Origin of the sequence: Cupriavidus pauculus (genome assembly GCF_008693385.1) — a bacterium.
Classification (GTDB): domain Bacteria; phylum Pseudomonadota; class Gammaproteobacteria; order Burkholderiales; family Burkholderiaceae; genus Cupriavidus; species Cupriavidus pauculus_D.
This window is the reverse complement of record NZ_CP044065.1, coordinates 505,388-528,031: the sequence shown is the minus strand read 5'-3', so window position 1 is coordinate 528,031 and position 22,644 is coordinate 505,388. Positions and strand designations below refer to the sequence as shown.

Genomic DNA, 22,644 nt, shown 5'->3' with positions numbered 1-22,644 from the left:
ATGCGCCGCGGCGAACGACGTCCCGGCGCGTGTCGCCATGCCTGCCATGTCCAGCCATGTCCCAATGTCGCGCCGCGCAAGCGTGGCGCTCGCCTGCACCTGCCTGTACCTGCGCATCATTCTGGTAACGGTCCTCTTCGAAGTCCTGCAACCGCTCCTCCCGCTTATCGGCCGCGATCTCGCCCTCGGCCCGGACTTGCTGCAATCGCTGCTCTCGGCGGCAACGATCATGACGGCGGGTGTCTCCCTGCTTGGCCACCCGATCGTCGACCGTGTGGGCCGCCGGACAATGGTGACGATGAGTGCAGTGCTCGTTTGCGCGCTCGGACTGCTGAGCACGGCGGTGACTTCCGGCCTTGGCTACGCCGTTATCTTGCCTGCCATACTCGTCGTGAACGCCATGGGCTCAATTGCCGCACGGGCGTTGCTGCGCGACCTATCCGGCGCGGAAGGTTATGGAAAGGTATATGCATACGGGCAGGCCGCGCTGGAAACGGCGTGTACCGTGGCACCGCTTGCCGCGGGTGTCATGGCAATCGCGTGGGGCTGGCGTACGACCTTCGCCGTGTTCTGTATCGCGCTGCTGCTGATCGTGCCGATGATCGGATGGTTCGTCCCCACGCTCGCAGGGACGAGAGAGCGCACTCGCACATGCCGCGCGCGACGTCACGGCACCGGGCAGGTTTGGTGGCACCATCCATCGCTCCCGCCGATCGCGCTGTTATGCGCAACGCACGCCGGCTACACCGCGCTGCTGGTGGCCGCACCATTCCTGTTGATGGACCGCTTCGACATGTCCGTCGTTGCCGTCGGTGCTGTACTGTCCGGCTTCGCCTGCGTCGGCGTCACCGGCTACCTCGCCACTGGCGCACTGATGGCGCGTATCGCCCCGCTTCGCTGCATGCGCGCCGGCGTGTTCCTGCAGGGCGTATGCGCATGCGCACTGATCGCGCTGACCGTGCAGCCACACGTCTCGCTGCCGCTGTTCATGCTCGCGCTCGCGACGGCACAACTCGGCTTTTGCATGGTCGTACCCACAGCAAACGCCCGAGCGATGGATGTGCCGGAAGACAGTCGCACCGCCATCGCAGGCACGCTCAACGGATTTCTGGCACTGGTCGGCGGTGCGGCGGCGCTGATTGCCAGTCTGGCATACGACGGTACCGCGACATCGCTTGCCATCGTGTATGCCGTCGCGGCACTGGCGGCGGCCGGCGTGCTTCGCGTGGGATTCAGTCAAGCACATCGAGCGCCTGACGAAGGCGCTCGATGAATCGTGATCAGACGAGGCTGACTTCGAGATGCCGGCCCAGCGTACCAAGGGCCGTTTCCAGCGATTCAACACGCGTCGCGTGGTTCATCTTCAGCATTCGGTCCACCTGGACTTGATTGATGCCCATTCGGCGTGCCAGGTCGGATTTGCGTACTTTCTGCGCCAACATTTCGTTAGCGAGTAGCACCTTGGTGGCCGTCAGTACCGGCAACTGGACCACCCGCTGGCCTCGCTTCGGCTTGGAGGGCATAGGGATAGGCCGCTTCTCCGCGAAATAGATCTCGAAGGCCGCTTCCAGCGCATCCAAGGCTTGTGTCAGTGCATCGTCTTCCGATTCCCCTGCCGTGATGGCTTCTGGCACGTCCTTGAAGGTAACCAGCAGCGTGCCATTGTCATCGGGCGTCAAATTCACTGGATACGCAAACATGGGAACTCCTGTCGTGGATGGCGAAGAACTGCCGCAAGAACGCGGGGCGAGCATCGCGTCATTTGATCCCGAGCTGCTTCTTGATGGCTTCGACGAGGCCGGTACCGATTTCCCTGGCGCCGTGATCAGGGAAGATCGTTGTCTTGCCATTCAGGGTGACTCGGTAGTGGCTGGAACCAGCCTTGTGCTTCTCGAACGTCGCACCCTGCCTGGCCAGCCAGCGTCGGAACTCGCTGTACTTCATGTATCCCCCGTTTGATGTGGGGGGCTAGCGGATGATACAACATCTATGTTGTATTTCGCAAGGCGCGACGACCATCAGGCGGGGCAGTGTGCTCCATCATTTTGCGGGGAGACGTGGTTCGTGACGTAGATCGAATGGCTGATGGTTGCCGCGATCCGCGCACAGAGGGCGGAACAGTAAAACTACTGACAACGGTGTATAGGGAAAGCAGCCGTACCGTCGCGTCACGCGGCAAGGCACGCTCGCAGGCGAAGCCATTCCGACAGCTTCGCCCGATAGGGCACCGCCGCGTAAGCGGGACTACTGGATGGCAACCGCATGACCCGATAGCGCTCCGTCAGCGAACCGAGCGCGCGCGTGCCGATCTTCTCCGCGGTGCCGCCATTGAACGCAATCACTTCCAGCTTCGGCAAAGTCTCGATCAACGCGATCAGGTCATTGCTCGCATGATTGCGAATGCTGCTGTCCAGACTGCCTGCGCGCTGCGCTTCCGCTACCACGTCCCAAAGCCCGATGCGATGTTGCAAGAGCGTTTGAAGACGGCTTGCGTACTCCATGCCGACGAGATCCCGTTCGAGGATCTCGCTCATCAGATGCCAGAAGCGGTTCTGCTTGTGCGCGTAATACTGGCTCTGCGCGAGCGAGACTTCGCCCGGCAGGCTGCCGAGGATCAGGACGCGTGTGTTCGCGTCCACCACCGGGGGAAAGCACCGTTTGGTCGTCAATGTGCCCTCACCCCGGCTCTCGTTCCGCTACCTCAGGCCAGCAGACGGTTCACGCGTTGCACGTACGCCGCCGGATCGTCCAGCATCCCGCCCTCCGCCAGCAGCGCCTGATCGAACAGCACCCGCACGCGGTCGCCGAAGGCTTCGCCGTCGGGGATGTCGCGCAGCTTCTTCACCAGCGCATGCTCCGGGTTCAGTTCCAGGATCGGCTGGGCGTCGGGGGCCTTCTGGCCAGCTTGCTTGAGCAGGCGTTGCAGATAACCGCTCATGTCGCCGTCGTCGGACACCAGGCACGAGGCCGATTCGGTCAGGCGCAGCGTCACGCGCACGTCCTTGGCCTTCCCCTCGAGCACGGTCTTGGCGCGGTCTACCACTTCCTTCCATTCGGTCTCGGCCTTCTCCTGCTCGGCCTTCTCCTCGGCATCGGCCAGCGAGCCGAGGTCGAGGTCGCCGCGCGCGACGGAGACGAGGTCCTTGCCATCGAACTGGTTCAGGAACGACAGCATGTATTCGTCCACGCGCTCGGTCAGCAGCAGGACTTCGATACCCTTCTTGCGGAACACCTCGAGGTGCGGGCTCGACTTGGCCGCGGCGTACGTGTCGGCCGTGACGTAGTAAATCTTGTCCTGCCCTTCCTTCATGCGGCCCACGTACGCGGCGAGCGACACCGATTGCTCGGCCGTATCCGCATGCGTCGACGCAAAGCGCAGCAGCTTGGCGATCCGCTCGGTGTTTGCATGATCCTCGCCCGTGCCTTCCTTCAGCACCTGGCCGAACTGTTCCCAGAACGTCGTGTACTTGGCGCGATCGGCTTCGTCCTCGCTGTCCGCCAGCGACTCCAGCATCGACAGCACGCGCTTCGTGCAGCCTTCGCGAATCGCCTTCACATCGCGCGACTCCTGCAGCAGTTCGCGCGACACGTTCAGCGGCAGGTCCGCCGAGTCCACCACGCCCTTGACGAAGCGCAGGTACGCCGGCAGCAGCTGGTCCGCATCGTCCATGATGAACACGCGCTTCACATACAGCTTGAGGCCGGCCTTGTGGTTGCGATCGAACAGATCGAACGGCGCACGCGCGGGAATGTACAGCAGCTGCGTGTACTCGCTGCGCCCTTCCACGCGGTTGTGCGTCCACGTCAGCGGCGCCTGGTTGTCGTGCGACAGGTGCTGGTAGAACGCCTGGTATTGCTCGTCGGTGATATCGCTCTTGTTACGCGTCCAGAGCGCGCTCGCCTGGTTCACGCTCTCCCATTCGCCCGTGACCTTGTGCGTGCTCGACTCCGCGTCCCACTCTTCCTTGGGCATGCGAATCGGCAGCGAAATATGGTCCGAGTACTTCTGGATGATATGGCGCAGGCGGTAGGCGGACAGGAAGTCGTCCTCGCCCTCGCGCAGATGCAGCGTGATGGTGGTGCCGCGCTCGGCGCGCGAGATCGCGTCGATCGTGAATTCGCCATCGCCCGCGCTTTCCCAGCGCACGGCCTCGTCGGCCGCCAGGCCCGCGCGGCGCGTTTCCACCGTGACCTTGTCCGCGACGATAAATGCCGAATAGAAGCCCACGCCGAACTGGCCGATCAGCGCCGCATCCTTTTGCTGATCGCCCGAGAGTTGCTGGAAGAACTCTTTCGTGCCCGAACGCGCGATCGTGCCGAGGTTGCGAATCGCCTCGTCGCGGCTCATGCCGATACCGTTGTCGGTGATACGAAGCGTGCGCGTGGCGGCGTCGGCTTCGATGCGGATGGCCAGATCGGCGTCGTTCTCGAGCAGCGACGGATTGGCAATGGCCTCGAAGCGCAGTTTGTCGGTGGCGTCGGAGGCGTTGGATACCAGCTCGCGCAGGAAAATTTCCTTGTTGCTGTACAGCGAGTGGATCATCAGATGCAGCAGCTGCTTCACTTCCGCCTGGAAGCTCATCGTCTCGTGCGGCGCGGTCATGGTTCTCCTCTTGAAAACGAAACAATCGACAGGTCAATGCCCCGGCCGGTCAAAGCGGCGCGGGGTCGATGTGCGGTGAAATAGGGACGCGGCCCGGGATTTTCAAGGCCGGCGGTCGAGCTGGACGGCCAGAAACCGCAGCATCCCGGGATCCGAACTGCTGGCCACGTTGAACCGCATCCAGCCCGACGGCAGCTGCGACGGCGAGAACAGGCTGCCCGGCGCGAACAGATACCCCTCCTCGTGGCCGGCCGTGGCAATGGCATTGGTGTCCACGCCCGAATCGGCCCACAGGTACATGCCGGCCGACTGCCCCGGGAACATGCGCAGGCCCAGATCCTCGAGCGCGCGCCGGGTCTCGTCCCGCGCGCGGTCCAGCCGCATGCGCACGCGTTCCACGTGCTTGCGGTAGTGGCCCTCGGTCAGCACCTTGTAGAGCACGCGCTCGTTGATCTCGGGCGTGGCCATGCCGGTCAGCAGCTTGCTGTCGGTCAGCGTGACCGCGAGGTCCGGGCTGGCCGCGATAAAGCCCACCCGGAGGTTGGCCGCGAGCGTCTTGGAAAAACTGCCGAGGTAGATCACGCGGCGCAGCTGGTCGAGGCTGGCCAGCCGCGTCGCCGCATGGCCGGGCGGGCACAGGTCGCAGTAGATGTCGTCCTCGACGATCAGGAAGTCGTACTGCTCGGCCAGTTGCAGCAGCCGGAACGCGCGCGCCGCGGAGAGCGAGGTGCCGGTCGGGTTGTGCAGCACGGAATTGACCACGAACAGCTTGGGCCGATGCGCCTGCACGATGCGCTCGAGCGCTTCCAGATCCGGCCCATCGGGCGTGTACGGCACGCCGATCACCTGGGCACCCTGCGCGGCAAAGCGCGCGAACATCACGAACCACGCGGGATCGCCCACGAGCACCGCATCGCCGGGATGCAGGAACTGCCGCGCGATCAGGTCGAACGCCTGCGTGATGCCCGACGTCATGACGATCTGCTCGGGTGTGACGCCGATCTCGAGCTCTTCCAGCCGCGTCCGCAACTGCTGCCGCAGCGGCAGAAAGCCCTGGGGCGTACCGCTGGCGAGGAAGTGATTGCCGGGCTGGCGCCCCAGACCGCGCAGCGCGCTGCCAACGAGCTCGCCGTCGAGCCAGTCGTTGGGCAGGAACCCCCAACCGGGCGCCTTGTGAGGCTCCGCCGAGTGGAACATGCTGCGCAGCAGCCATGTGACGTCAATGGCACGCGAGGTCGGCGGCGTGGCCGCGATGGCCGCCGCATGCTGGCTCGCGCGCTCCCGCACGTAAAAGCCCGAACCGCGGCGCGACTCGAGGTAGCCGAGCGCGACCAGCCGCTCGTAGGCTTCCACCACCGTAAAGCGGGAGATGCCCTTTTCCTGCGCCAGTTGCCGGATGGAGGGCATGCGCATGCCCGCGCGGAACACGCGCTCGTCGATGCGCAACCGGGCCCATTCGGTGAGCTGCTCGACCAGCGTCATCTGGGCCGATGGCACCGGGTCGGGCAGGCGCTCGGTCCCGGGCATGACGAGACGCAAGGATCGGGCGCCAGCGCTAGCTTTTCCGGCGCCTTTTTCACTATCCTTGCGGTCTTGGCCGGCACGCTCGGTGCCGTCCTGGATGCTTTCCATGTGGTGCTCCCGCAACTGTACAGAATACGATCCGCAGAACTGTACCGGTACTGTACCGAGAACCTTGTCTACCATCAACCCACGATGACACTCGCCCTCGACCACCTCGTGATTGCCGCGCCGGACCTCGACACCGGTGCCGACTACGTAGCCGCCGCGCTCGGCGTTGCGCCGGCCGGCGGGGGCGCCCATGCGCGCATGGGCACGCACAACCGCGTGCTCGGCATGTATGGCGGCGTCTATCTCGAAGTCATCGCCATCGATCCCGCGGCAACGGGCCAGCACGCGCCCGAGCGGCCACGCTGGTTCGGCCTCGATGGCGAACTCGTGCAGCAGCGCCTGCGCGACGGCCCGTTCCTGCTGCACTGGGCTGCGCGCGTGGAACGCCCCGCCGACCTGTCGCGCTGGCAGGCGCAGTATCCGGACCGCATCGCCCCCGCCATTCCCATGTCGCGCGGCCATCTGCACTGGCGCCTCACGGTGCCGGACGACGGCTCGCTGCCCGCGTGGCGCGGCGAGGCGGCCAGCGCCGGCGAGGGCGTGTTCCCGACGCTGATCCAGTGGGACGTGGCCGACTATCCCGGCAGGAGCCTGCCGCGACAGGACCTCGCCCTGCGCAGGCTGCACGGCAGCCATCCGCATGCGGAACTGCTGCGCCAGGGCCTCGCGTGGATCGGCGCCGACCACCTGATCGCGATCGAACAGACCGATGGCGTGCCGTTGCTGCGCGCCGAAATCGAAACCCCGAACGGCGTGAAGACGCTGCAGTAGCCCCAGCACCCAGAAGAACGGAGACCCCGGATGTCCGCCCCCACCCGCAAGCGCTTCGACGACGATGCCTACCTGACCTCGTGCGAGGCCACCGTGATCGCCGCGAGCGACGACGGCATCGAACTCGACCAGACCGTGTGCTACGCGCGCAGCGGCGGACAGGCTGGCGACACCGGCACGCTCACGCTCGCCGACGGCAGCACGCTGGCGATCGCCGATACGGTCTACGCCGACGATCGCACGCGCATCGTGCACGTGCTGGCATCCGACGCCCCCTCGAACCCAGCCCGCCCCGCCGTGGGCGATCGCGTGACGGTGACCATCGACTGGACGCGCCGCCATCGCCTGATGCGCCTGCACACGTGCCTGCATCTGCTGGGCTCGCTGATTCCCGTGCCCGTGACGGGCTGCGGCATCTCGCCCGACTCCGCGCGCATCGACTTCGATCTGCCCGAGTCGACGCTCGACAAGGCGGACCTGACCACACGGCTCAACGCCCTGATCGACGCGCAGACGGAACTGCGCATCGACCGCATCACGCCGGAAGCGCTCGCCGCGCAGCCCGACCTCGTGCGCACGATCGGCGCCGCGCCGCCGGCCGGTACCGAGACCATCCGCATCATCGAGATTCCCGGCGTCGATCGCCAGCCGTGCGGCGGCACGCATGTGGCCAACACGCGCGAGATCGGCGCGATCGTCGTCACGAAGATCGAGAAGAAGAGCCGCACCAACCGACGCGTGGTCGTGAATTTCGCATGAACAACGCCTGGCTTGCCGGTCTGCCCCCCGAACAGTTTCTCGCGCTCGTCACGCTGCTGGTCGTCGGTACGTTCACCCCCGGCCCGAACACGACCATCGCCGCCGTCACCGGCGCGAACTTCGGCGCGCGCGCCACGTTGCCGCACAGCCTCGGCGTGTCGATCGGGTTCGCGAGCATCGTCGCGCTCTGCGCGGCCGGTGTCGGCGCGCTGATTCTCGCAAGCCCGTGGCTCGCCACGCTCATCCACGTGGCCGGCGTGATCTATCTGCTGTGGCTCGCGGCACGCATCGCACGCGGCACCAGGCTTTCGGAGAAGCAGGTCCTGCGCCCGATGACCGTGTGGCAATCGGCGGCGCTGCAGTACGCGAACATCAAGGCGTGGATGCTGTCGCTGGCCGTCGCCGCGTCCTATATGGCCGGCGCGCCCTCGACGCTCCATCGCGCGGCGCTCGTCAGCGCGGTGTTCGCGACGCTCGGTTTTATCAGCAACGGGTTCTACGGCGTGCTCGGCGCGTCGCTGCGCCAATGGCTCTCGCACGGCAACCGCGTGGCGTGGTTCAACCGGATCATGGGACTCGCGCTCGGCGCCACGGCGCTGTGGATCGCCATGGGCGCCCGCCCCGGTGCCCATTAGCACGACGACGGAGACCTGCGCCATGACACAACACACGAACACCCCCGCCGGCGGCGGCATGCTGCTGGGATTCATCGGCGTGGCCATCTTCAGCCAGACGCTGCCGTTCACGCGCATGGCCGTGGCCGAGTTCGACGCGCTATTCGTGGCGCTCGGGCGCGCGGTCATCGCCGCCGTGCTCGCGCTCGGCCTGCTGGCCCTGCGCGGCGCGCTGGCGGCGGACCGGCGGCCGCGCGGCCGGCAATGGGCGCGGCTGATCGTCACGGCCGTCGGCGTCGTGGCCGGTTTCCCGGTGTTCTCGTCGCTGGCCATGCGCGAGGTACCCGCCGCGCACGGCGCGATCGTCATCGGCCTGCTGCCGCTGGCCACGGCCGTGTTCGCCGCATGGTTCGGGCAGGAGCGCCCCTCGTTCGCCTTCTGGCTGTCCGCGCTCGCGGGCAGCGCGCTCGTGGTGGGCTTTGCGCTGTGGCAAGGTGCGGGCGGCCTGCAGCACGCCGACTGGTATCTGTTCGCGGCCGTGGTGCTCGGCGCGCTCGGCTACGCCGAAGGCGGCAAGCTCTCGCGCGAACTCGGCGGACTGGAAACCATCAGCTGGGCGCTCGTGGTGTCGCTGCCGCTGCTGCTTCCCGTGGTGGGCTGGCTCGCGCACGCGGACGCCGCCGCCATTGCCGCCGCGTCTCCGCGCGCATGGCTCGGCATGGCCTATGTGTCCGTGTTCTCGATGTTCGTCGGCTTCCTGTTCTGGTACGCCGGACTGGCAAAAGGCGGCGTGGCCCGCGTCGGCCAGATACAATTGCTGCAACCGTTTCTTACACTCGCGGGCGGCGCCCTCATTCTGGGCGAGCCGCTCGACGCCGCGACGATCGGTTTTGCCATCGCGGTCATCGCCGTGGTGGCGCTGGGCCGGCGGGCGGCCGTGGGCGGCGCGGCCCCGGCAGGCCAGCCAGGCTCTGGCCCGGATGCCAGACCGAATACCAGCCTGAACACCCGCCTCGATACCCGGCCCACGGCCCCGGGACGTTTTCACTGAAGGAGAATGCATGTCCGTCTATGACACCCTCTCGCGCCTCGGCGTGGAACTGCCCACCGCGGGCGCACCGGCCGCCGCCTACGTGATGGCCGCGCAGACCGGCAACACGGTCTTCCTGTCGGGCCATATCGCGAAGAAGGATGGCAAGCCCTGGGTCGGCAAGCTCGGCAAGGACGTCGATACCGAAACCGGCAAGGCCGCCGCGCGCGCGATCGCCATCGACCTGCTCGCCACGCTGCACGCCCATGTGGGCGACCTGAACCGCGTCACGCGCATCGTCAAGGTCATGAGCCTCGTCAACTCCACGCTCGAGTACACCGAACAGCATCTGGTGACCAACGGCTGCTCGGAATTCCTCGTGGAAGTGTTCGGCGACAAGGGCAAGCATGCGCGTAGCGCCTTCGGCGTGGCGCAGATTCCGCTCGGCGCCTGCGTCGAGATCGAAATGATCGTCGAAGTGAAGTAACCTAGCACCCCACACGATTCACCCCCACGACCAGTAGAGACACATCATGAAATGGGCTATCTCCCGCCGGGCACAGCAACTGACCAGCTCGGCCATCCGCGAAATCCTGAAGGTCACCGAGCGTCCGGAAGTCATTTCCTTCGCCGGCGGCCTGCCCTCTCCGGCATCGTTCCCGGTAGCGGCAATGGAAGCCGCGGTAGCCCGTGTATTCGCCGACAACCCGCAGGCCGCGCTGCAGTACGCTTCCACCGAGGGGTATCTGCCGCTGCGCGAGTTCGTGGCGAAGCGCTACAACGTGGGGGTGGAACGCGTGCTCATCACCACCGGCTCGCAACAGGCGCTCGACCTGATCGCGAAGGTCATGATCGACCCGGGCAGCCCCGTGCTGGTGGAGACGCCGAGCTACCTCGGCGCGCTGCAGGCCTTCTCGCTGTTCGAACCCGAATTCGTGTCGGTGCCGACCGACGAACGCGGTCTGCTGCCCGAGGCACTGACGCGTGAACTGACCAGCGGCGCGCGCTTCCTGTACGCGCTGCCGAACTTCCAGAACCCGACCGGCCGCCGCCTGCCGCTCGAGCGCCGCCAGGCGCTGATCGCGCGCGCGAAGGAACTGGACCTGCTGATCGTGGAAGACGATCCCTACGGCGAACTGAGCTATACCGGCGACCAGCTGCCGACGCTGCTGTCGATGAACCCGGACGGCGTGATCTACATGGGCTCGTTCTCGAAGATCCTGGCCCCCGGCCTGCGCCTCGGCTTCGTGATCGCCCCGCCCGACCTGCATTTCAAGCTATGCCAGGCCAAGCAGGCCTCGGACCTGCACACGCCCAGCTTCACGCAGCGCCTCGCGTACGAGAGCGTGCGCGACGGCCTGCTCGAGCGCCATATCCCGACCATCCGCGACCTGTACGGCAAGCAGTGCGAGTGCATGCTCGACGCGCTGACGCGCCATATGCCCGCGGGCGTGACCTGGAACCGCCCCGAAGGCGGCATGTTCATCTGGGTGGAGCTGCCCGAAGGCCTCGACAGCATGAAGATCCTCGAGGAAGCCGTGCGCCGCAACGTGGCCTACGTGCCGGGCGCGCCGTTCTATGCGGGCGCGCCGCGCAAGAACACGCTGCGCCTCGCGTTCGTGACGGTACCGCCGGAACGCATCGAGCAGGGCGTGACGATCCTTGGCGAGCTGTTCCGCGAAGCGATCGCGCAGGCCGCGCCGCAGGCCCGCGCGGCCTGATCGACCGATCGACCGATCGACCGATCGACCGATCGACCTCACATAGCGAACACGGGAACCCGCGCGATGGCACAGCCAGACTTCGGTGCAGACGACGGACAGGGCCAGGGCATGCTCCGCATCTGGGGCCGGCTCTCGTCGATCAACGTGCAGAAGGTGGTCTGGTGCGCGCGCGAGCTGCACCTCGACCACGAACGCATCGATATCGGCCACGTGCGCGGGGAGCTGGACACCGAAGCCTATGTGCGGCTCAACCCGAACCGCCTGATTCCCGTGATCGAGGATTTCCGCGGCACGGACGTCGGTGGCGAACCGTTCGTGCTGTGGGAGTCGAACGCGATCGTGCGCTATCTGTGCGCGCGCTATGGCGAGGGCACGCTGTGGCCCGCCGACGTCAAGGCGCGCGCGTCCGCGGACCGGTGGATGGACTGGCAGACGACCGCTTTCAGCCCCGCCATGGGGCCGGCCTTCCTGAACCTCGTGCGTGCGCCGGCCGACGCCCGCGACGACGCCGTGATCGCGGCCTCGTGCGCCCGTACCGAGCCGCTCGCGGCCATGCTTGACGCCGCGCTCGAAGGCAAGGAATTCATCGGCGGCGACCGCTTCACCATGGCCGACATCTCGCTCGCCTGCGCCGCCCATCGCTGGTTCGGCACACCCGCACCCCACGCCGCGCGACCGCATCTCGAGCGCTGGCTTGCCGCCATGCGCGCCCGCCCGGCCGCGACCGGCATCCTCGTCCTCCCCCTCCAGTAATTTCCCTCGAAATCGAACGCGCGTTTGAGGAGTACCCTCCCGTTGGGTCCCAGGAACGTGCGTCGCGATGCCCTCGCTCCCCCGAGCAAACCCTGATCCCTGAATCCGATTCACGGAGTCCGTGACCGGAATTTGGGCCGTTCGCGATAGACCGCTCCTTAAAATCCGACATTTGCCATACAAGCGGCGGTCGCCGCACGTGGCAAAACGGTCGTCCAGGCACAAAGAGGCAAGGCGGCCGCCAACACCAGAGGAGGAGTCATCGTGTGGAGTCAAGTCTATGACCCGCTAGGCAATATGGCGCTGTCGACCATTGCCGCGGGTGTCCCTGTCGCCGTGCTGCTCGCGGCGCTCGCATTTTTCCATCTGCAGGCCCACTTCGCCGCCGGCCTGGCGCTGGTGGTCGGTGTCATCGTGGCGTCGTTCGTGTTCGGCATGCCGGCGGAGATGGCCAGCAAGGCGGCCGGTCTCGGCATCGTATCGGGCCTGTTCCCGATCGGCTGGATCGTGCTCAACATCATCTTCCTGCACCGGCTCACCACCCTGAACGGCTCATTCAAGGTGTTGCAGAACTCGATCTCGGGCATCACCGAGGATCGGCGGCTCCAGCTGCTGCTCGTGGCCTTCAGCTTCGGCGCGTTCTTCGAAGGCGCGGCGGGCTTCGGCACGCCGGTGGCGGTGACCGGTGCGATCCTGATCGGCCTCGGCTTCTCGCCGCTCGCGGCATCGGGCCTGGCGCTCATCGCCAATACCGCGCCCGTGGCCTTCGGTGCGCTCGGTGCGCCGATCATCGGCCTGTCCGCGGTCACGGGCCTGGAGCAGACCGCGCTGTCCGCGATGATCGGCCGCCAGCTGCCGTTCTTCTCGGTGCTCGTGCCGTTCTGGCTGATCTGGGCGTTCGCGGGCTTCCGCGGCATGCTCGCGATCTGGCCCGCGATTCTCGTGGCCGGCGTCAGCTTCGCGATTCCGCAGTTCCTCGTGTCGAACTTCCATGGCCCGTGGCTCGTGGACGTGATTTCGGCCCTGATCTCGATGGGCTGCCTGGCAGGCTTCCTGAAGATCTGGCAGCCGAAGGAAATCTGGACCTCGACCAAGATTCTCGGCCGCGATGACGACTCGAAGGTCGATCACGCGGAAGCGATCGAGGCCGATGCCAGGGCGACCGCCGCGTCGGCGGGCATCTCGGTGGTCAAGGCATGGATGCCGTGGGTCATCCTCACCGTTTTCGTATTTATGTGGGGGATCCCGGAGTTCAAGAAACTGATGGACGGCCTGTGGCAGTGGAAATTTCCGATTCCGGGCCTCGACAAGATGGTCCTCAAGGGGCCGCCCGTGGTGCCGAAGGAAACCGCCGAAGGCGCGGTCTTCACGTTCAACGTGCTGTCGATGGCCGGTACCGGCATCCTGGTATCGGCCATCGTCGGCGGCCTGCTGATGGGCTACTCGGTGCCACGCCTGATCAAGGAGTACTGGGAGACGATCAAGCTCACGCGTTACTCGCTGCTGACGATCTGCGCGATGTTCGGCATCGGCTACCTGACCCGTTATTCGGGCCTGGACGCGACGCTCGGCCTCGCGTTCGCGCAGACGGGCGTGCTGTACCCGCTGTTCGGCACGATGCTGGGCTGGCTCGGCGTGGCGCTGACCGGTTCCGACACGGCCTCCAACGTGCTGTTCGGCGGCCTGCAGAAGACCACCGCGGAGCAGCTGGGCCTGTCGCCGATCCTGATGGCCTCGGCCAACAGCTCGGGCGGCGTGATGGGCAAGATGATCGACGCGCAGTCGATCGTCGTGGCCTCCACCGCGACGAAGTGGTACGGCCACGAGGGCGACATCCTTCGCTACGTGTTCTTCCACTCGATCGCGCTCGCGATTCTGGTCGGACTTTTCGTAACGCTCCAGGCCTATGTGCCGCCGTTCACGCACATGGTCGTTCATTGAATTTGCACTTCCCTGCTCGCGTCAGCGGGCAGGACACCTTCGATGCCGCCTCGGTCTGCGCCGGGCGGCATTTTTGTTTGCGCGTCACTTTGCGTTCGTTTTAAAGAAACAGCGATTCATCGAGGCCGCGACGGCAACGAGAATGCATAGGTCTTCGCCATTCCGCCCCCGCACCATCATGCACACGCGCTTAATCCATCCCGTCTTTCACCATTCCAACGTTCCCCATCCCGACTTGCGCGGCCCTCGCCGGATCGCGCGCGCCGCGGCTGTCATCGCCGCCGCGGTGTCTTGCCTCGCCCCCATCGGCGCGCACGCAGCCGGTTCCGCCGACCTCACCGTAACCGGCGTCATCCGTCCCGCTGCCTGCAGTACCGCCCTGTCCGGCGGTGCCATCGCGGATTTCGGCACCATCTCCGCGCGCGCACTGAGCGCGACCGCGGCCACGGTGCTTCCCGCGCAGATCGTGACGCTGACCATCACCTGCAACACGGCCACGAAGGTCGGCATCACCACCACCGACAACCGCGCCGGCACCGTCAACGAGGCCGCGGGCACCGCGCTGATTTCCACGCCGGGGTACACGTTCGGGGTCGGCGCGATCGGCGGCAAGACCATCGGCGCCTATTCGCTGATGCTCGGCTCCAATGCCGGCGTGCAGGCCACGGCCGATGGCGCCAGCGTGACGGCCGTCTATTCGCAGGATGGCGGCAAGCAATGGATCAGCTCGCTGCTGGGGCCCGCGCAACCGGGCGTGCGGCTGCACGCATGGGCGCCGTCGAGCTCCAGTCCCCCGGCCGCGTACAAGGTCATCACGCAACCGATCAAGGTCACGCTCGCACTGGGCAAGACCGGCGATCTGCCGCCGCTCGATCAGGAAGTGCAGATCGACGGCCTGGCCACGATCTCGCTCAGTTATCTGTAATCGCGCTACCATCGCGGGCTGATGGCAGACAACCGGGAGCCCCGCAGTGAAGATCAGATTGGCGCTGGCCGCAACGACATGCGCGCTGGCCACGGCGTGCAGCACGACGACACCCCCGCCGCCGGCCTCCACACGTCAGATGTCGACGTACGACATGTCCACCGAATACACGGTGGAGTATGTCGCGGATGGCTTCATGCTGACGATGAATTACCGCTACCCGGATTTCGTGTTGCGGCGTAGCACCGCGGAGACGCAGTGCCGGACCGTCGCGACGAACATCGCGAACAATCTGGCGGAGCGGCGTCAGCGGCCGATCGCCATGCCCGAGGCACAGCAGATCCGGACCGTGACGGAGAGAAAGTGGACGGGCGCGATGGCGACCTGCGCCGCCGTCGCGCACGTGGTGTGGCGTCAGTAATTCACTGGTGCTGCACGGCCTCCCATGCGTGGCGGCCCGGCATCGGCAGCGGCATGTAGTCGTCTTCCAGGATGTTGCGGATGGCGGCTTCCATGCGCTCGATGGACGCGGACTTCGGCAGGTGTTCCACCACGCCGCAGGTCTGCAGCGACGACGGCACGCGCAGCCACATGTTGTCCGACAGCAGCAGGATGCGCGCGTTCGGCATCGCCTGATGCAGGCGTCGCAGCAGATACCAGTTGTCGGTCGCATCCTCGGACATGCCGAAGAGGACCAGCGCTTCCTCGGGGCTCTCCCGCAGGCCCATCACGGCGCTGGGCTCCAGGCTGCGCACGGCGCCCACACCCGGCATGCGTTCGAGCATGCGTTGCATGCCAAGGCGCACGAGCGGATGCGATTCGATGACCATCGTCGACATGTTTCCTCTCCCCGTAGTTGTTTTCTGTCGGGAGACATACCGCAAACGCCGTGCCAGCCACATTGCCAGAATTCGTCACCCCTTCCGACCCGCGTTCGGCTCTTGCGCTTCGCGCGTTCCAGCGCGCGCCGCGACCGGCAATCCCTTGTCACGACTGGCTTTCGCACCCGGACGCGCGGCGCGCCGGGCGACGCGGCACGTGGCCGCGCGCGTGGCCGGTGCTCGGGACACCCCGCGCGCCCAGGGGCGCGTTACGTTACGCCTGACGTAACGTGTCACGACACCCGTAACGCAGGCTGTCAGTTCACCTGGATCCGGTCGTCGAGCACGCGCACCTGGCCGCCGGGCTTGTCCTCCATGACCTTGAGCACCTTGTGGCCCACCTGCAGCGTGACGCCGCCATGGATACGCCTGCCCGCCACGATCACCGCGTCCGCGGCCGGCTTCATCTGCTCGGTCATGCGCGCGATCTCGGCCTCGAGTTCGAACAGGTCGCGGTTGATCTTGTGCATGGTCGCGCGCGCCTTCTCGCGGACCTCGCCCGTGGCCCGCTCGGGATGCTTGGCGAAGAACGCCACCAGTTGCTGGAGCTTGGCCTGATCCTCGAGCACCTTGCGCCGTTGCGCCTCGAGTTCGGCGCGCTGCTGGTCCGCGAACGGGTTGAGGCCCACCTGCACCGCGGTCGCGGTACCGGCCGGCGCGCCCAGCGTGGCCACGCTGACGGTGGCCATCGCGCGCGTGCGGCCGCCGCTGATGCTGCCCTGGCCCGTGGGCGTGCCGACCACCACGCGCTCGCCCGCCGAGACATCGCTCTGGCGGATGCCGGACTCCACGATCACCTCGGTCACGGCCTCGACGATCGCGTTCTGGATATAGCGCGCATGCACGGCGCCCCGGCTACGCACGCTCGCGATCTCGTCGCTGTCGCCATGCGCGCTCTCGGCCTTGCCGATGATGCCGCCCTTGACGATCACGTCGCCACCCGCTTCCACGTGCGCGGCCTCGATCGTGCCATTGACCACGACGTCGCCCGTCACCTTCACGGACATGCCCGTGCGGATGTCGCCGGACACGCGCAGCGAGCCGTCGAACGTCACGTTGCCCGAATGCAGGTCCACCGCCTCCACGTCCACGACGGGGCTCACGGTCACGCCGCGCGGCACGACCTTGGGCGAGCCCGCGATCACGGCGAGCAGCAGATTGGCATCGTTGGGGTCGGCCGCGACGCCCGTCAGATCGTCGTCGAACGGCACGTCTTCCACAAGTTCGGCGGGAATCGGCTTGCCGAAGAGATCGACGCCCTCGCGGCCGGGCACGGCCGGCGTGCGGCGCATCAGCGCGGTGCCGGGATTGACGAGCAGCAGGCTGCCGAGATCGCGCAGATCGAAGCGGCCGTCCTCCCCTTCCGACATGACCGGCTTGCGCGGCTGCACCATGCTCGTAAAGCGGGCCGGCGTGCCGGGGACCGGCGCGGTACCGCGCGCGATGTCGACGTTCTCGCAGCTGCCGGTGGCAAGCGCGGACGTGATGGCCGGCAGGTCGAGCGGCGCGGTGACCTGCAGTCCCGCGATGGCCGCGCGGATATCCTCGAGCTCGATCGGCTTGCCGCCCTCGGGCGGCACGAGCGTCAGCCGCAGCACGAGCTTGTCCTCGGACACCTCGAGTTCGAATTCGCCGTCGAGCAGCGTGCCGATGACCGCGTCGATCTCGTGCTCGGCCAGCTGGCACTGCGCGAGAAACGCGTTGACCGCGTCGGCATCGAGCCGCGCGTCCTGCCAGCCCTGCGCCACGAGGCTTTCCTGCAGCGCGGTGCGGTCCGGCGGCATGCGATCCGCCACCGGCGCGAAGCAGGCACGAACCTGCTCCCCAGGCTGACTCAACTCCAGACGCAAACCCCCGTCGGCAATCATGTGTCCCCGCTTCTTTCTGGCCATGCCGGACGCCGGTGCGGCCTGTCGGCCCACGACCCCTCCGCTCGGGGTCCACCTTGGTCGTCCTGCTAATAGTTGTCGTCGATCTTTGGTTGACGGACGGTTCTGGGTGAACTTGAGCCCACAAAAGTGGGGAATCACATAAAAGGCACTAAAGCGCCTAGTACTTCATATTTTTGCCGGGCAGCGCCTGCGCGGCAGGACTTCGGTAAACTGTCGCCTTGTATTCCCGCCTCGCCATGCCAGCCAACTCCCCAAAGCCCGCCAGATCCGGCAAGTCCGGAAAGTCCGCCACGCCCGCCACGGCGCCGTCGGATCCCAACGATATCCGTCCCGGCCAGTCCATCGAGCTGCTGAAGGCGCTGCACATCCTCACGCGCGACGGCAAGATGAATCAGGACAGCCGCCGCAAGCTCAAGCAGGTCTATCACCTGTTCCAGTTCATCGAGCCGCTGCTGGCGGACGTGAAAGCAGCGAAGGGCCGCGTCTCGCTCGTCGATCATGGCGCGGGCAAGTCGTACCTGGGCTTTATCCTCTACGACCTGTTCTTCAAGGCGCTCGAGGACGATTCCCATATCTTCGGCATCGAGACACGCGAGGAACTGGTCGCCACATCGCGCGAACTGGCCGGTCGGCTCGGCTTCGGGGGCATGTCGTTCCTGAACCTGTCCGTCGCGGACTCCATCACCTCGCCCGCGCTGCCGGAGACCATCGACGTGGTCACGGCCCTCCATGCGTGCAACACGGCCACCGACGATGCCATCCGCTTCGCGCTCGCCAAGCAGGCGCGCCATATCGTGCTGGTGCCGTGCTGCCAGGCCGAGGTGGCCGCGGTGCTGCGCAAGAACAAGGGCGTGCAGCTGGCCGGCAATCCGCTGACGGAAATCTGGCGGCATCCGATTCACACGCGCGAGTTCGGCAGCCAGGTGACCAACGTGCTGCGCTGCCTGCAGCTGGAAGCGCACGGATATCAGGTCAGCGTGACCGAACTCGTGGGCTGGGAACACTCGATGAAGAACGAACTGATCGTCGCGCAGTTCAAGGACCTGCCGCGCCGCCGCCCGGCCGAGCGGCTAGACGACGTGCTGGCCACGCTCGGCCTGCAGGAGATGCGCGAGCGCTTCTTTACGACGGCTCAGGCCTGAGCGTCGCCGTCCATCCATTGGCGCCAGCCTTCGGGGCCGAGTTTCCGCATCGTGGCCTCGTTGCGCTCGTAGATATCGGCCGCATCGGGAAACGCGTCGACAGCGCGCTCGATGCTGTCCTCGCGCAGCAGATGCAGGATCGGCCACGGGGAACGGTTCGTGAAGTTCTCGATATCGTCGGGGCCGGTACCCTCGAACTGGTAACGCGGATGGAAGCTGGCGATCTGCAGCACGCCATCGAGCCGCAGGCTCTGCAGCAGACTGTCGGCCAGATAGAGAAAGTCGTTGTAGGCGAGGAAGTCCTGCAGCACATCGGGCAGGATCAGCAGCGTCGTGTCGGTCTGCGCCGGATCGGCCTCCGCAAGCCAGCGCAGTTCGCGCTCGAGGTCGTCGATCAGCGCGCCCTCTTCCGTGGCGCGGCTCACGACGTAGCGCACCTGCTCCTTCACGTACACGCTCTTGGCGAACGGGCACAGGTTCAGGCCGATCACGGCACGCGAGAGCCAGTGGCGCGTGTCGGCGACGACGCGTTCGTCGGTGGGCGTGGAAGATTCTGGGAACATGGTGGCACGGCGCGGCAAAACGCCATTCTACTGCCGACAATGCGGACCAACGCTTATAATCGGCCCGCCCCACCCGCCGCGCATCCCCACCGCTCACGCCACCCTCCTCCCACATGTCCGCTGCCGCTCCCCACGCCCCCCATGCCGACGACGATCGCCGCGATGCCATCGTGATCGGCGGCGGTCCGGCCGGCCTCATGGCCGCCGAGATGCTTGCGGCAAACGGGCTGCGTGTGGACGTGTACGACGCCATGCCCTCGGTGGGCCGCAAGTTCCTGATGGCCGGCAAGGGCGGCATGAACCTCACGCACGCGGAAGCGGCCGATGCATTCCTGGGCCGCTACGGCAGCCGCGCGCCGGACATCGCGCCGTGGCTCGAAGCCTTTGGCGCACAGGCGTTGCGCGACTGGGTGCATGCGCTCGGCATCGACACGTTCGTCGGCAGTTCGGGCCGCGTGTTTCCCACCGACATGAAGGCCGCGCCGCTGTTGCGCGCGTGGCTGCACCGGCTGCGCGAGCGCGGCGTGCGCTTTCACATGCGGCACCGATGGCTCGGATTCGATTCCGCCCGCGACGGACTGGCCGATGGCAGGCACGCGCTGCGCTTTGCCACGAAGGATGGCGAGGCGACCGTCCATGCGCGCGCCGTGGTGCTCGCGCTCGGTGGTGGCAGCTGGGCGCGACTGGGTTCCGATGGCGCGTGGATACCGATGCTCGCCGCGCGCGGCGTCGATATCGCCCCGCTGCGCCCCGCGAACTGCGGCTTCGAGATTGCGTGGAGCGATGTCTTTCGCGCGCGCAACGCGGGCGAACCGGTGAAGTCCGTGGCGATGTCGGTGACCGCCCTCGACGGCACCCCCTGGCATCGTCTCGGCGAGTTCGTGATCAGCGAGTCCGGCATCGAGGGCAGCCTCGTGTACGCGCTGTCCGCGCCGATCCGCGATCGCATCGAGGCCGACGGCCATGCCACGATCACGCTGGACCTCGCACCGGGCCGCGCCGCGGAAGACGTGGCGCGCGAGATCGGCCGGCCGCGCGGCTCGCGTTCGGTTTCCAGCCATCTGCAGAGCCGCCTCGGCATTGCCGGCGTCAAGGCCGGCCTGCTGCGCGAAGTGCTGTCGAAAGAGGCCATGCACGATCCCGTCGCGCTGGCGGCCGCGATCAAGGCGCTGCCGCTGCGGCTCGAGCGCGCGCGGCCGATCGACGAGGTCATCAGCTCGGCCGGCGGCGTCCGCTTCGAGGCGATGGACGATCGCCTGATGCTGAACGCCCTGCCGGGCGTGTTCTGCGCGGGGGAAATGCTCGACTGGGAAGCGCCGACCGGCGGCTATCTGCTGACCGCGTGCTTCGGCAGCGGGCGCGTGGCGGGCATGGGTGCCGCCGACTATCTGAAGCGATAGCGGCCGCACTTATGCGCCGTGGGTGATGGCCAGCGCCACCGCTTCCGCGACCTCGATGCCATCGATCGCCGCGGAATAGATGCCGCCCGCATACCCGGCGCCTTCGCCGGCCGGATACAGGCCCTTGACGTTGACGCTCTGGTAGCTGTCGTCGCGCTCGATGCGCAGCGGCGACGATGTGCGCGTCTCCACGCCGGTCAGCACCGCGTCGTGCATCGCAAAGCCGGCCACCTTCTTGTCGATCTCGGGCAACGCTTCGCGAATCGCGTCGATCACGTAGTCCGGCAGCGCCGTGCTGAGGTCGGTCGGCGTCACGCCGGGCTTGTACGACGGCTCCACCGAACCGAGCGATGTCGAGGGACGCCGCGCGAGGAAGTCGCCCACGAGCTGCCCCGGCGCGCGATAGTCGCTGCCGCCGAGCTCGAATGCGCGCTCTTCCCACTTGCGCTGGAACGCGATACCCGCGAGCGGGCCGCCCGGGTAATCGCGCTCGGGCGTGATGCCCACCACGATGCCCGCGTTGGCGTTGCGCTCGGCACGGTAATACTGGCTCATGCCGTTGGTCACGAGGCGCCCAGGCTCCGATGCCGCGGCCACCACGGTGCCGCCCGGGCACATGCAGAAGCTGTAGACCGCGCGGCCATTGCTGCAGTGATGCACGACCTTGTAGTCGGCCGCGCCAAGCAGCTTGTTGCCCGCGAACTTGCCGAAGCGGCTGCGGTTGATCATGCCCTGCGGATGCTCGATGCGGAAGCCCAGCGAGAACGGCTTGGCCTCCATGAACACGCCGCGTTCGTGCAGCACCTCGAACGTGTCGCGCGCGCTATGGCCCACCGCGAGTACCACGTGCTCGCACGGCAGATAGTCGCCGGTCGACAGCTTGAGGCCGCGCAGTTGTCCCTTGTCGATGTCGAAATCATCGACGCGCGTCTCGAAGCGGATCTCCGCGCCCAGCGACAGCATCTCCGCGCGCATCTTCTCGACCATGCTCACGAGGCGGAACGTGCCGATATGGGGCCGTGCCTTGAAGAGGATGTCGTCCGGCGCGCCCGCGCGCACGAACTCCTCGAGCACCTTGCGGCCGTAATGCTTCGGATCCTTGATCTGGCTGTACAGCTTGCCGTCGGAGAACGTGCCCGCGCCGCCTTCGCCGAACTGCACGTTCGACTCCGGATTCAGCACGCTCTTGCGCCACAGCCCGAACGTGTCCTTCGTGCGCTCGCGCACTTCCTTGCCGCGTTCGAGGATGATGGGACGGAACCCCATCTGCGCGAGAATCAGCCCGGCCAGCAGGCCGCACGGCCCGAGCCCGATCACCACGGGACGCTTCTCCGGCCCGCCCGCGGGCGCCTGCGCCACGAAGCGGTAGGTCATGTCCGGCGTGATGCTCCAGTTCGGCTTGCCCGCCATGCGGCGGATGGCCGCCGCCTCGTCCTTCACCTCGATATCGATGATGTAGGTGAGCTTGATGTCGGAACGCTTGCGCGCATCGTGCGCGCGCCGGAAGACCGTGAACCCGACAAGACCGTCATTCTTGACGCCGATCTGCGCAAGAGCCGCGCGCACGGCGGCCTCGATCGCACCCTCGTCATGGTCGAGCGGGAGTTTTACTTCGCTGAGTCGTAGCATGGGGACCTGATGAAACGTCGGCCTGTGTGTCTGGTGGCCAGGTGTTACCCGGCAGGAGTCCAGAACGGCCAGGCCGCGATTTTATCAGCCAGTGCCACCATCGATGCGGCGCCGGCAGAATCAATCGCAGCGAAGCCGGACCGGCCGCGGCGATCGTGACCCAGCCGCCGTGTCCGGCCACCTCGGTCGCGCCCCCGCCCAGGGTCATGAAGGGCCGCACCACGGTTTCCGCCAGCCATTCGGGCGCGCCCGTCAGCGTCACGCGGCCCAAGGCCACATGCAGCACCGCGCCGCGCGGAAGGTGCGTACGCAGCACCTGCCCCGGTGCGAGATCGATATGTTGGGTTGTCAGTCGCGGTGGCCTGTCCATGGCGTGCTCCGGTGG

Annotated in this window: 23 protein-coding genes; 13 read left to right on the top strand and 10 right to left on the bottom strand. The window is 66.8% G+C overall.

Annotated elements, in window-relative coordinates:
* Nucleotides 1-37: 37 nt before the first annotated feature.
* A complete protein-coding gene (locus FOB72_RS02510; protein WP_191002178.1) occupies nt 38-1,273 on the top strand; it encodes an MFS transporter in 1,236 nt (411 codons plus the stop codon).
* Nucleotides 1,274-1,280: 7 nt separating this feature from the next.
* On the opposite strand, the gene FOB72_RS02505 is transcribed toward FOB72_RS02510, so the two are convergent.
* The 5 genes from FOB72_RS02505 to FOB72_RS02485 all read right to left on the bottom strand — a co-directional run bounded on the left by FOB72_RS02505 (nt 1,281) and on the right by FOB72_RS02485 (nt 6,130).
* Nucleotides 1,281-1,700, bottom strand: a complete 420-nt coding sequence (locus tag FOB72_RS02505) for a type II toxin-antitoxin system HicB family antitoxin (RefSeq protein ID WP_150371086.1) — start codon at nt 1,698-1,700, stop codon at nt 1,281-1,283.
* Nucleotides 1,701-1,758: 58 nt separating this feature from the next.
* On the bottom strand, nt 1,759-1,944 hold the full coding sequence (locus tag FOB72_RS02500; RefSeq protein WP_150371085.1) for a type II toxin-antitoxin system HicA family toxin: 186 nt from the start codon (nt 1,942-1,944) through the stop codon (nt 1,759-1,761).
* 224 nt (nt 1,945-2,168) lie between these two features.
* Complete coding sequence (locus tag FOB72_RS02495; protein ID WP_150371084.1) at nt 2,169-2,669, bottom strand: DNA-deoxyinosine glycosylase; 501 nt, start codon at nt 2,667-2,669, stop codon at nt 2,169-2,171.
* A 32-nt stretch (nt 2,670-2,701) separates the two neighbouring features.
* Complete coding sequence (gene htpG / locus FOB72_RS02490) at nt 2,702-4,603, bottom strand: molecular chaperone HtpG (RefSeq protein ID WP_150371083.1); 1,902 nt, start codon at nt 4,601-4,603, stop codon at nt 2,702-2,704.
* A 102-nt stretch (nt 4,604-4,705) separates the two neighbouring features.
* Nucleotides 4,706-6,130: a PLP-dependent aminotransferase family protein gene (locus FOB72_RS02485; protein ID WP_223851392.1), complete on the bottom strand. Its 1,425-nt coding sequence runs from the start codon at nt 6,128-6,130 to the stop codon at nt 4,706-4,708.
* Nucleotides 6,131-6,319: 189 nt separating this feature from the next.
* On the opposite strand from FOB72_RS02485, the gene FOB72_RS02480 reads away from it, so the two are divergent.
* The 10 genes from FOB72_RS02480 (at nt 6,320) to FOB72_RS02435 (ending at nt 15,173) form a co-directional block, all read left to right on the top strand.
* Complete coding sequence (locus FOB72_RS02480; protein ID WP_150371081.1) at nt 6,320-7,006, top strand: VOC family protein; 687 nt, start codon at nt 6,320-6,322, stop codon at nt 7,004-7,006.
* A 30-nt stretch (nt 7,007-7,036) separates the two neighbouring features.
* Nucleotides 7,037-7,765 carry an alanyl-tRNA editing protein gene (locus FOB72_RS02475; protein ID WP_150371080.1) on the top strand — a complete coding sequence of 243 codons (729 nt, stop codon included), beginning with the start codon at nt 7,037-7,039 and terminating at the stop codon, nt 7,763-7,765.
* Nucleotides 7,762-8,400: a LysE family translocator gene (locus FOB72_RS02470; protein ID WP_150371079.1), complete on the top strand. Its 639-nt coding sequence runs from the start codon at nt 7,762-7,764 to the stop codon at nt 8,398-8,400. Before FOB72_RS02475 ends, FOB72_RS02470 begins: the two co-directional genes overlap by 4 nt.
* A 22-nt stretch (nt 8,401-8,422) precedes the next feature.
* Entirely contained in the window at nt 8,423-9,430 is a 1,008-nt protein-coding gene (locus FOB72_RS02465) for a DMT family transporter (RefSeq protein ID WP_223851391.1), read from the top strand.
* Nucleotides 9,431-9,440: 10 nt separating this feature from the next.
* A complete protein-coding gene (locus tag FOB72_RS02460) occupies nt 9,441-9,896 on the top strand; it encodes a RidA family protein (protein WP_150371078.1) in 456 nt (151 codons plus the stop codon).
* Between the two features lie 46 nt (nt 9,897-9,942).
* Nucleotides 9,943-11,130 carry a PLP-dependent aminotransferase family protein gene (locus FOB72_RS02455; protein WP_150371077.1) on the top strand — a complete coding sequence of 396 codons (1,188 nt, stop codon included), beginning with the start codon at nt 9,943-9,945 and terminating at the stop codon, nt 11,128-11,130.
* Nucleotides 11,131-11,241: 111 nt separating this feature from the next.
* The gene (locus tag FOB72_RS02450; protein ID WP_150373715.1) at nt 11,242-11,886 is read left to right on the top strand and encodes a glutathione S-transferase family protein; all 645 of its coding nucleotides are present in this window, start codon (nt 11,242-11,244) and stop codon (nt 11,884-11,886) included.
* Nucleotides 11,887-12,150: 264 nt separating this feature from the next.
* Complete coding sequence (locus tag FOB72_RS02445) at nt 12,151-13,827, top strand: L-lactate permease (RefSeq protein ID WP_150371076.1); 1,677 nt, start codon at nt 12,151-12,153, stop codon at nt 13,825-13,827.
* 235 nt (nt 13,828-14,062) lie between these two features.
* Nucleotides 14,063-14,752: a DUF1120 domain-containing protein gene (locus FOB72_RS02440; RefSeq protein ID WP_191002177.1), complete on the top strand. Its 690-nt coding sequence runs from the start codon at nt 14,063-14,065 to the stop codon at nt 14,750-14,752.
* Nucleotides 14,753-14,798: 46 nt separating this feature from the next.
* Entirely contained in the window at nt 14,799-15,173 is a 375-nt protein-coding gene (locus FOB72_RS02435; RefSeq protein WP_150371074.1) for a hypothetical protein, read from the top strand.
* Nucleotide 15,174: 1 nt separating this feature from the next.
* Here FOB72_RS02435 and FOB72_RS02430 read toward each other — a convergent pair whose 3' ends face one another.
* Together FOB72_RS02430 and FOB72_RS02425 are read right to left on the bottom strand one after the other, a co-directional pair.
* Nucleotides 15,175-15,591: a response regulator transcription factor gene (locus tag FOB72_RS02430; protein WP_191002176.1), complete on the bottom strand. Its 417-nt coding sequence runs from the start codon at nt 15,589-15,591 to the stop codon at nt 15,175-15,177.
* Nucleotides 15,592-15,890: 299 nt separating this feature from the next.
* On the bottom strand, nt 15,891-17,501 hold the full coding sequence (locus tag FOB72_RS02425) for a DUF342 domain-containing protein (RefSeq protein ID WP_150373714.1): 1,611 nt from the start codon (nt 17,499-17,501) through the stop codon (nt 15,891-15,893).
* 260 nt (nt 17,502-17,761) lie between these two features.
* Here FOB72_RS02425 and FOB72_RS02420 point away from each other — a divergent pair, with 260 nt between their 5' ends.
* Nucleotides 17,762-18,667, top strand: a complete 906-nt coding sequence (locus FOB72_RS02420; protein ID WP_150371073.1) for a class I SAM-dependent methyltransferase — start codon at nt 17,762-17,764, stop codon at nt 18,665-18,667.
* On the opposite strand, the gene FOB72_RS02415 is transcribed toward FOB72_RS02420, so the two are convergent.
* Entirely contained in the window at nt 18,658-19,230 is a 573-nt protein-coding gene (locus FOB72_RS02415; RefSeq protein WP_150371072.1) for a DUF1415 domain-containing protein, read from the bottom strand. The genes FOB72_RS02420 and FOB72_RS02415 overlap by 10 nt on opposite strands.
* 113 nt (nt 19,231-19,343) lie before the next feature.
* Between FOB72_RS02415 and FOB72_RS02410 the strand changes: the two genes are divergently transcribed.
* Nucleotides 19,344-20,630 (top strand): TIGR03862 family flavoprotein, encoded by a 1,287-nt coding sequence (locus FOB72_RS02410; RefSeq protein ID WP_150371071.1) that lies wholly within the window; start codon nt 19,344-19,346, stop codon nt 20,628-20,630.
* Between the two features lie 9 nt (nt 20,631-20,639).
* Here FOB72_RS02410 and FOB72_RS02405 read toward each other — a convergent pair whose 3' ends face one another.
* Nucleotides 20,640-22,259, bottom strand: coding sequence for an NAD(P)/FAD-dependent oxidoreductase (locus FOB72_RS02405; RefSeq protein ID WP_150371070.1), 1,620 nt, complete (start codon nt 22,257-22,259; stop codon nt 20,640-20,642).
* The gene (locus tag FOB72_RS02400; protein ID WP_150371069.1) at nt 22,219-22,629 is read right to left on the bottom strand and encodes a hypothetical protein; all 411 of its coding nucleotides are present in this window, start codon (nt 22,627-22,629) and stop codon (nt 22,219-22,221) included. The genes FOB72_RS02405 and FOB72_RS02400 overlap by 41 nt, the downstream gene beginning before the upstream one ends.
* Nucleotides 22,630-22,644 lie beyond the last annotated feature (15 nt).

What these genes read in the sequence shown, in the direction of transcription:
- FOB72_RS02405 (WP_150371070.1), bottom strand. Translation starts at nt 22,259, where the DNA reads ATGCTACGACTCAGCGAAGTAAAACTCCCGCTCGACCATGACGAGGGT.
- FOB72_RS02460 (WP_150371078.1), top strand. Translation starts at nt 9,441, where the DNA reads ATGTCCGTCTATGACACCCTCTCGCGCCTCGGCGTGGAACTGCCCACC.
- FOB72_RS02480 (WP_150371081.1), top strand. Translation starts at nt 6,320, where the DNA reads ATGACACTCGCCCTCGACCACCTCGTGATTGCCGCGCCGGACCTCGAC.
- FOB72_RS02475 (WP_150371080.1), top strand. Translation starts at nt 7,037, where the DNA reads ATGTCCGCCCCCACCCGCAAGCGCTTCGACGACGATGCCTACCTGACC.
- FOB72_RS02400 (WP_150371069.1), bottom strand. Translation starts at nt 22,629, where the DNA reads ATGGACAGGCCACCGCGACTGACAACCCAACATATCGATCTCGCACCG.
- FOB72_RS02470 (WP_150371079.1), top strand. Translation starts at nt 7,762, where the DNA reads ATGAACAACGCCTGGCTTGCCGGTCTGCCCCCCGAACAGTTTCTCGCG.
- htpG (WP_150371083.1), bottom strand. Translation starts at nt 4,603, where the DNA reads ATGACCGCGCCGCACGAGACGATGAGCTTCCAGGCGGAAGTGAAGCAG.
- FOB72_RS02455 (WP_150371077.1), top strand. Translation starts at nt 9,943, where the DNA reads ATGAAATGGGCTATCTCCCGCCGGGCACAGCAACTGACCAGCTCGGCC.
- FOB72_RS02485 (WP_223851392.1), bottom strand. Translation starts at nt 6,130, where the DNA reads ATGCCCGGGACCGAGCGCCTGCCCGACCCGGTGCCATCGGCCCAGATG.
- FOB72_RS02465 (WP_223851391.1), top strand. Translation starts at nt 8,423, where the DNA reads ATGACACAACACACGAACACCCCCGCCGGCGGCGGCATGCTGCTGGGA.
- FOB72_RS02430 (WP_191002176.1), bottom strand. Translation starts at nt 15,591, where the DNA reads ATGTCGACGATGGTCATCGAATCGCATCCGCTCGTGCGCCTTGGCATG.
- FOB72_RS02510 (WP_191002178.1), top strand. Translation starts at nt 38, where the DNA reads ATGCCTGCCATGTCCAGCCATGTCCCAATGTCGCGCCGCGCAAGCGTG.
- FOB72_RS02410 (WP_150371071.1), top strand. Translation starts at nt 19,344, where the DNA reads ATGTCCGCTGCCGCTCCCCACGCCCCCCATGCCGACGACGATCGCCGC.
- FOB72_RS02415 (WP_150371072.1), bottom strand. Translation starts at nt 19,230, where the DNA reads ATGTTCCCAGAATCTTCCACGCCCACCGACGAACGCGTCGTCGCCGAC.
- FOB72_RS02500 (WP_150371085.1), bottom strand. Translation starts at nt 1,944, where the DNA reads ATGAAGTACAGCGAGTTCCGACGCTGGCTGGCCAGGCAGGGTGCGACG.
- FOB72_RS02425 (WP_150373714.1), bottom strand. Translation starts at nt 17,501, where the DNA reads ATGATTGCCGACGGGGGTTTGCGTCTGGAGTTGAGTCAGCCTGGGGAG.
- FOB72_RS02450 (WP_150373715.1), top strand. Translation starts at nt 11,242, where the DNA reads ATGCTCCGCATCTGGGGCCGGCTCTCGTCGATCAACGTGCAGAAGGTG.
- FOB72_RS02505 (WP_150371086.1), bottom strand. Translation starts at nt 1,700, where the DNA reads ATGTTTGCGTATCCAGTGAATTTGACGCCCGATGACAATGGCACGCTG.
- FOB72_RS02420 (WP_150371073.1), top strand. Translation starts at nt 17,762, where the DNA reads ATGCCAGCCAACTCCCCAAAGCCCGCCAGATCCGGCAAGTCCGGAAAG.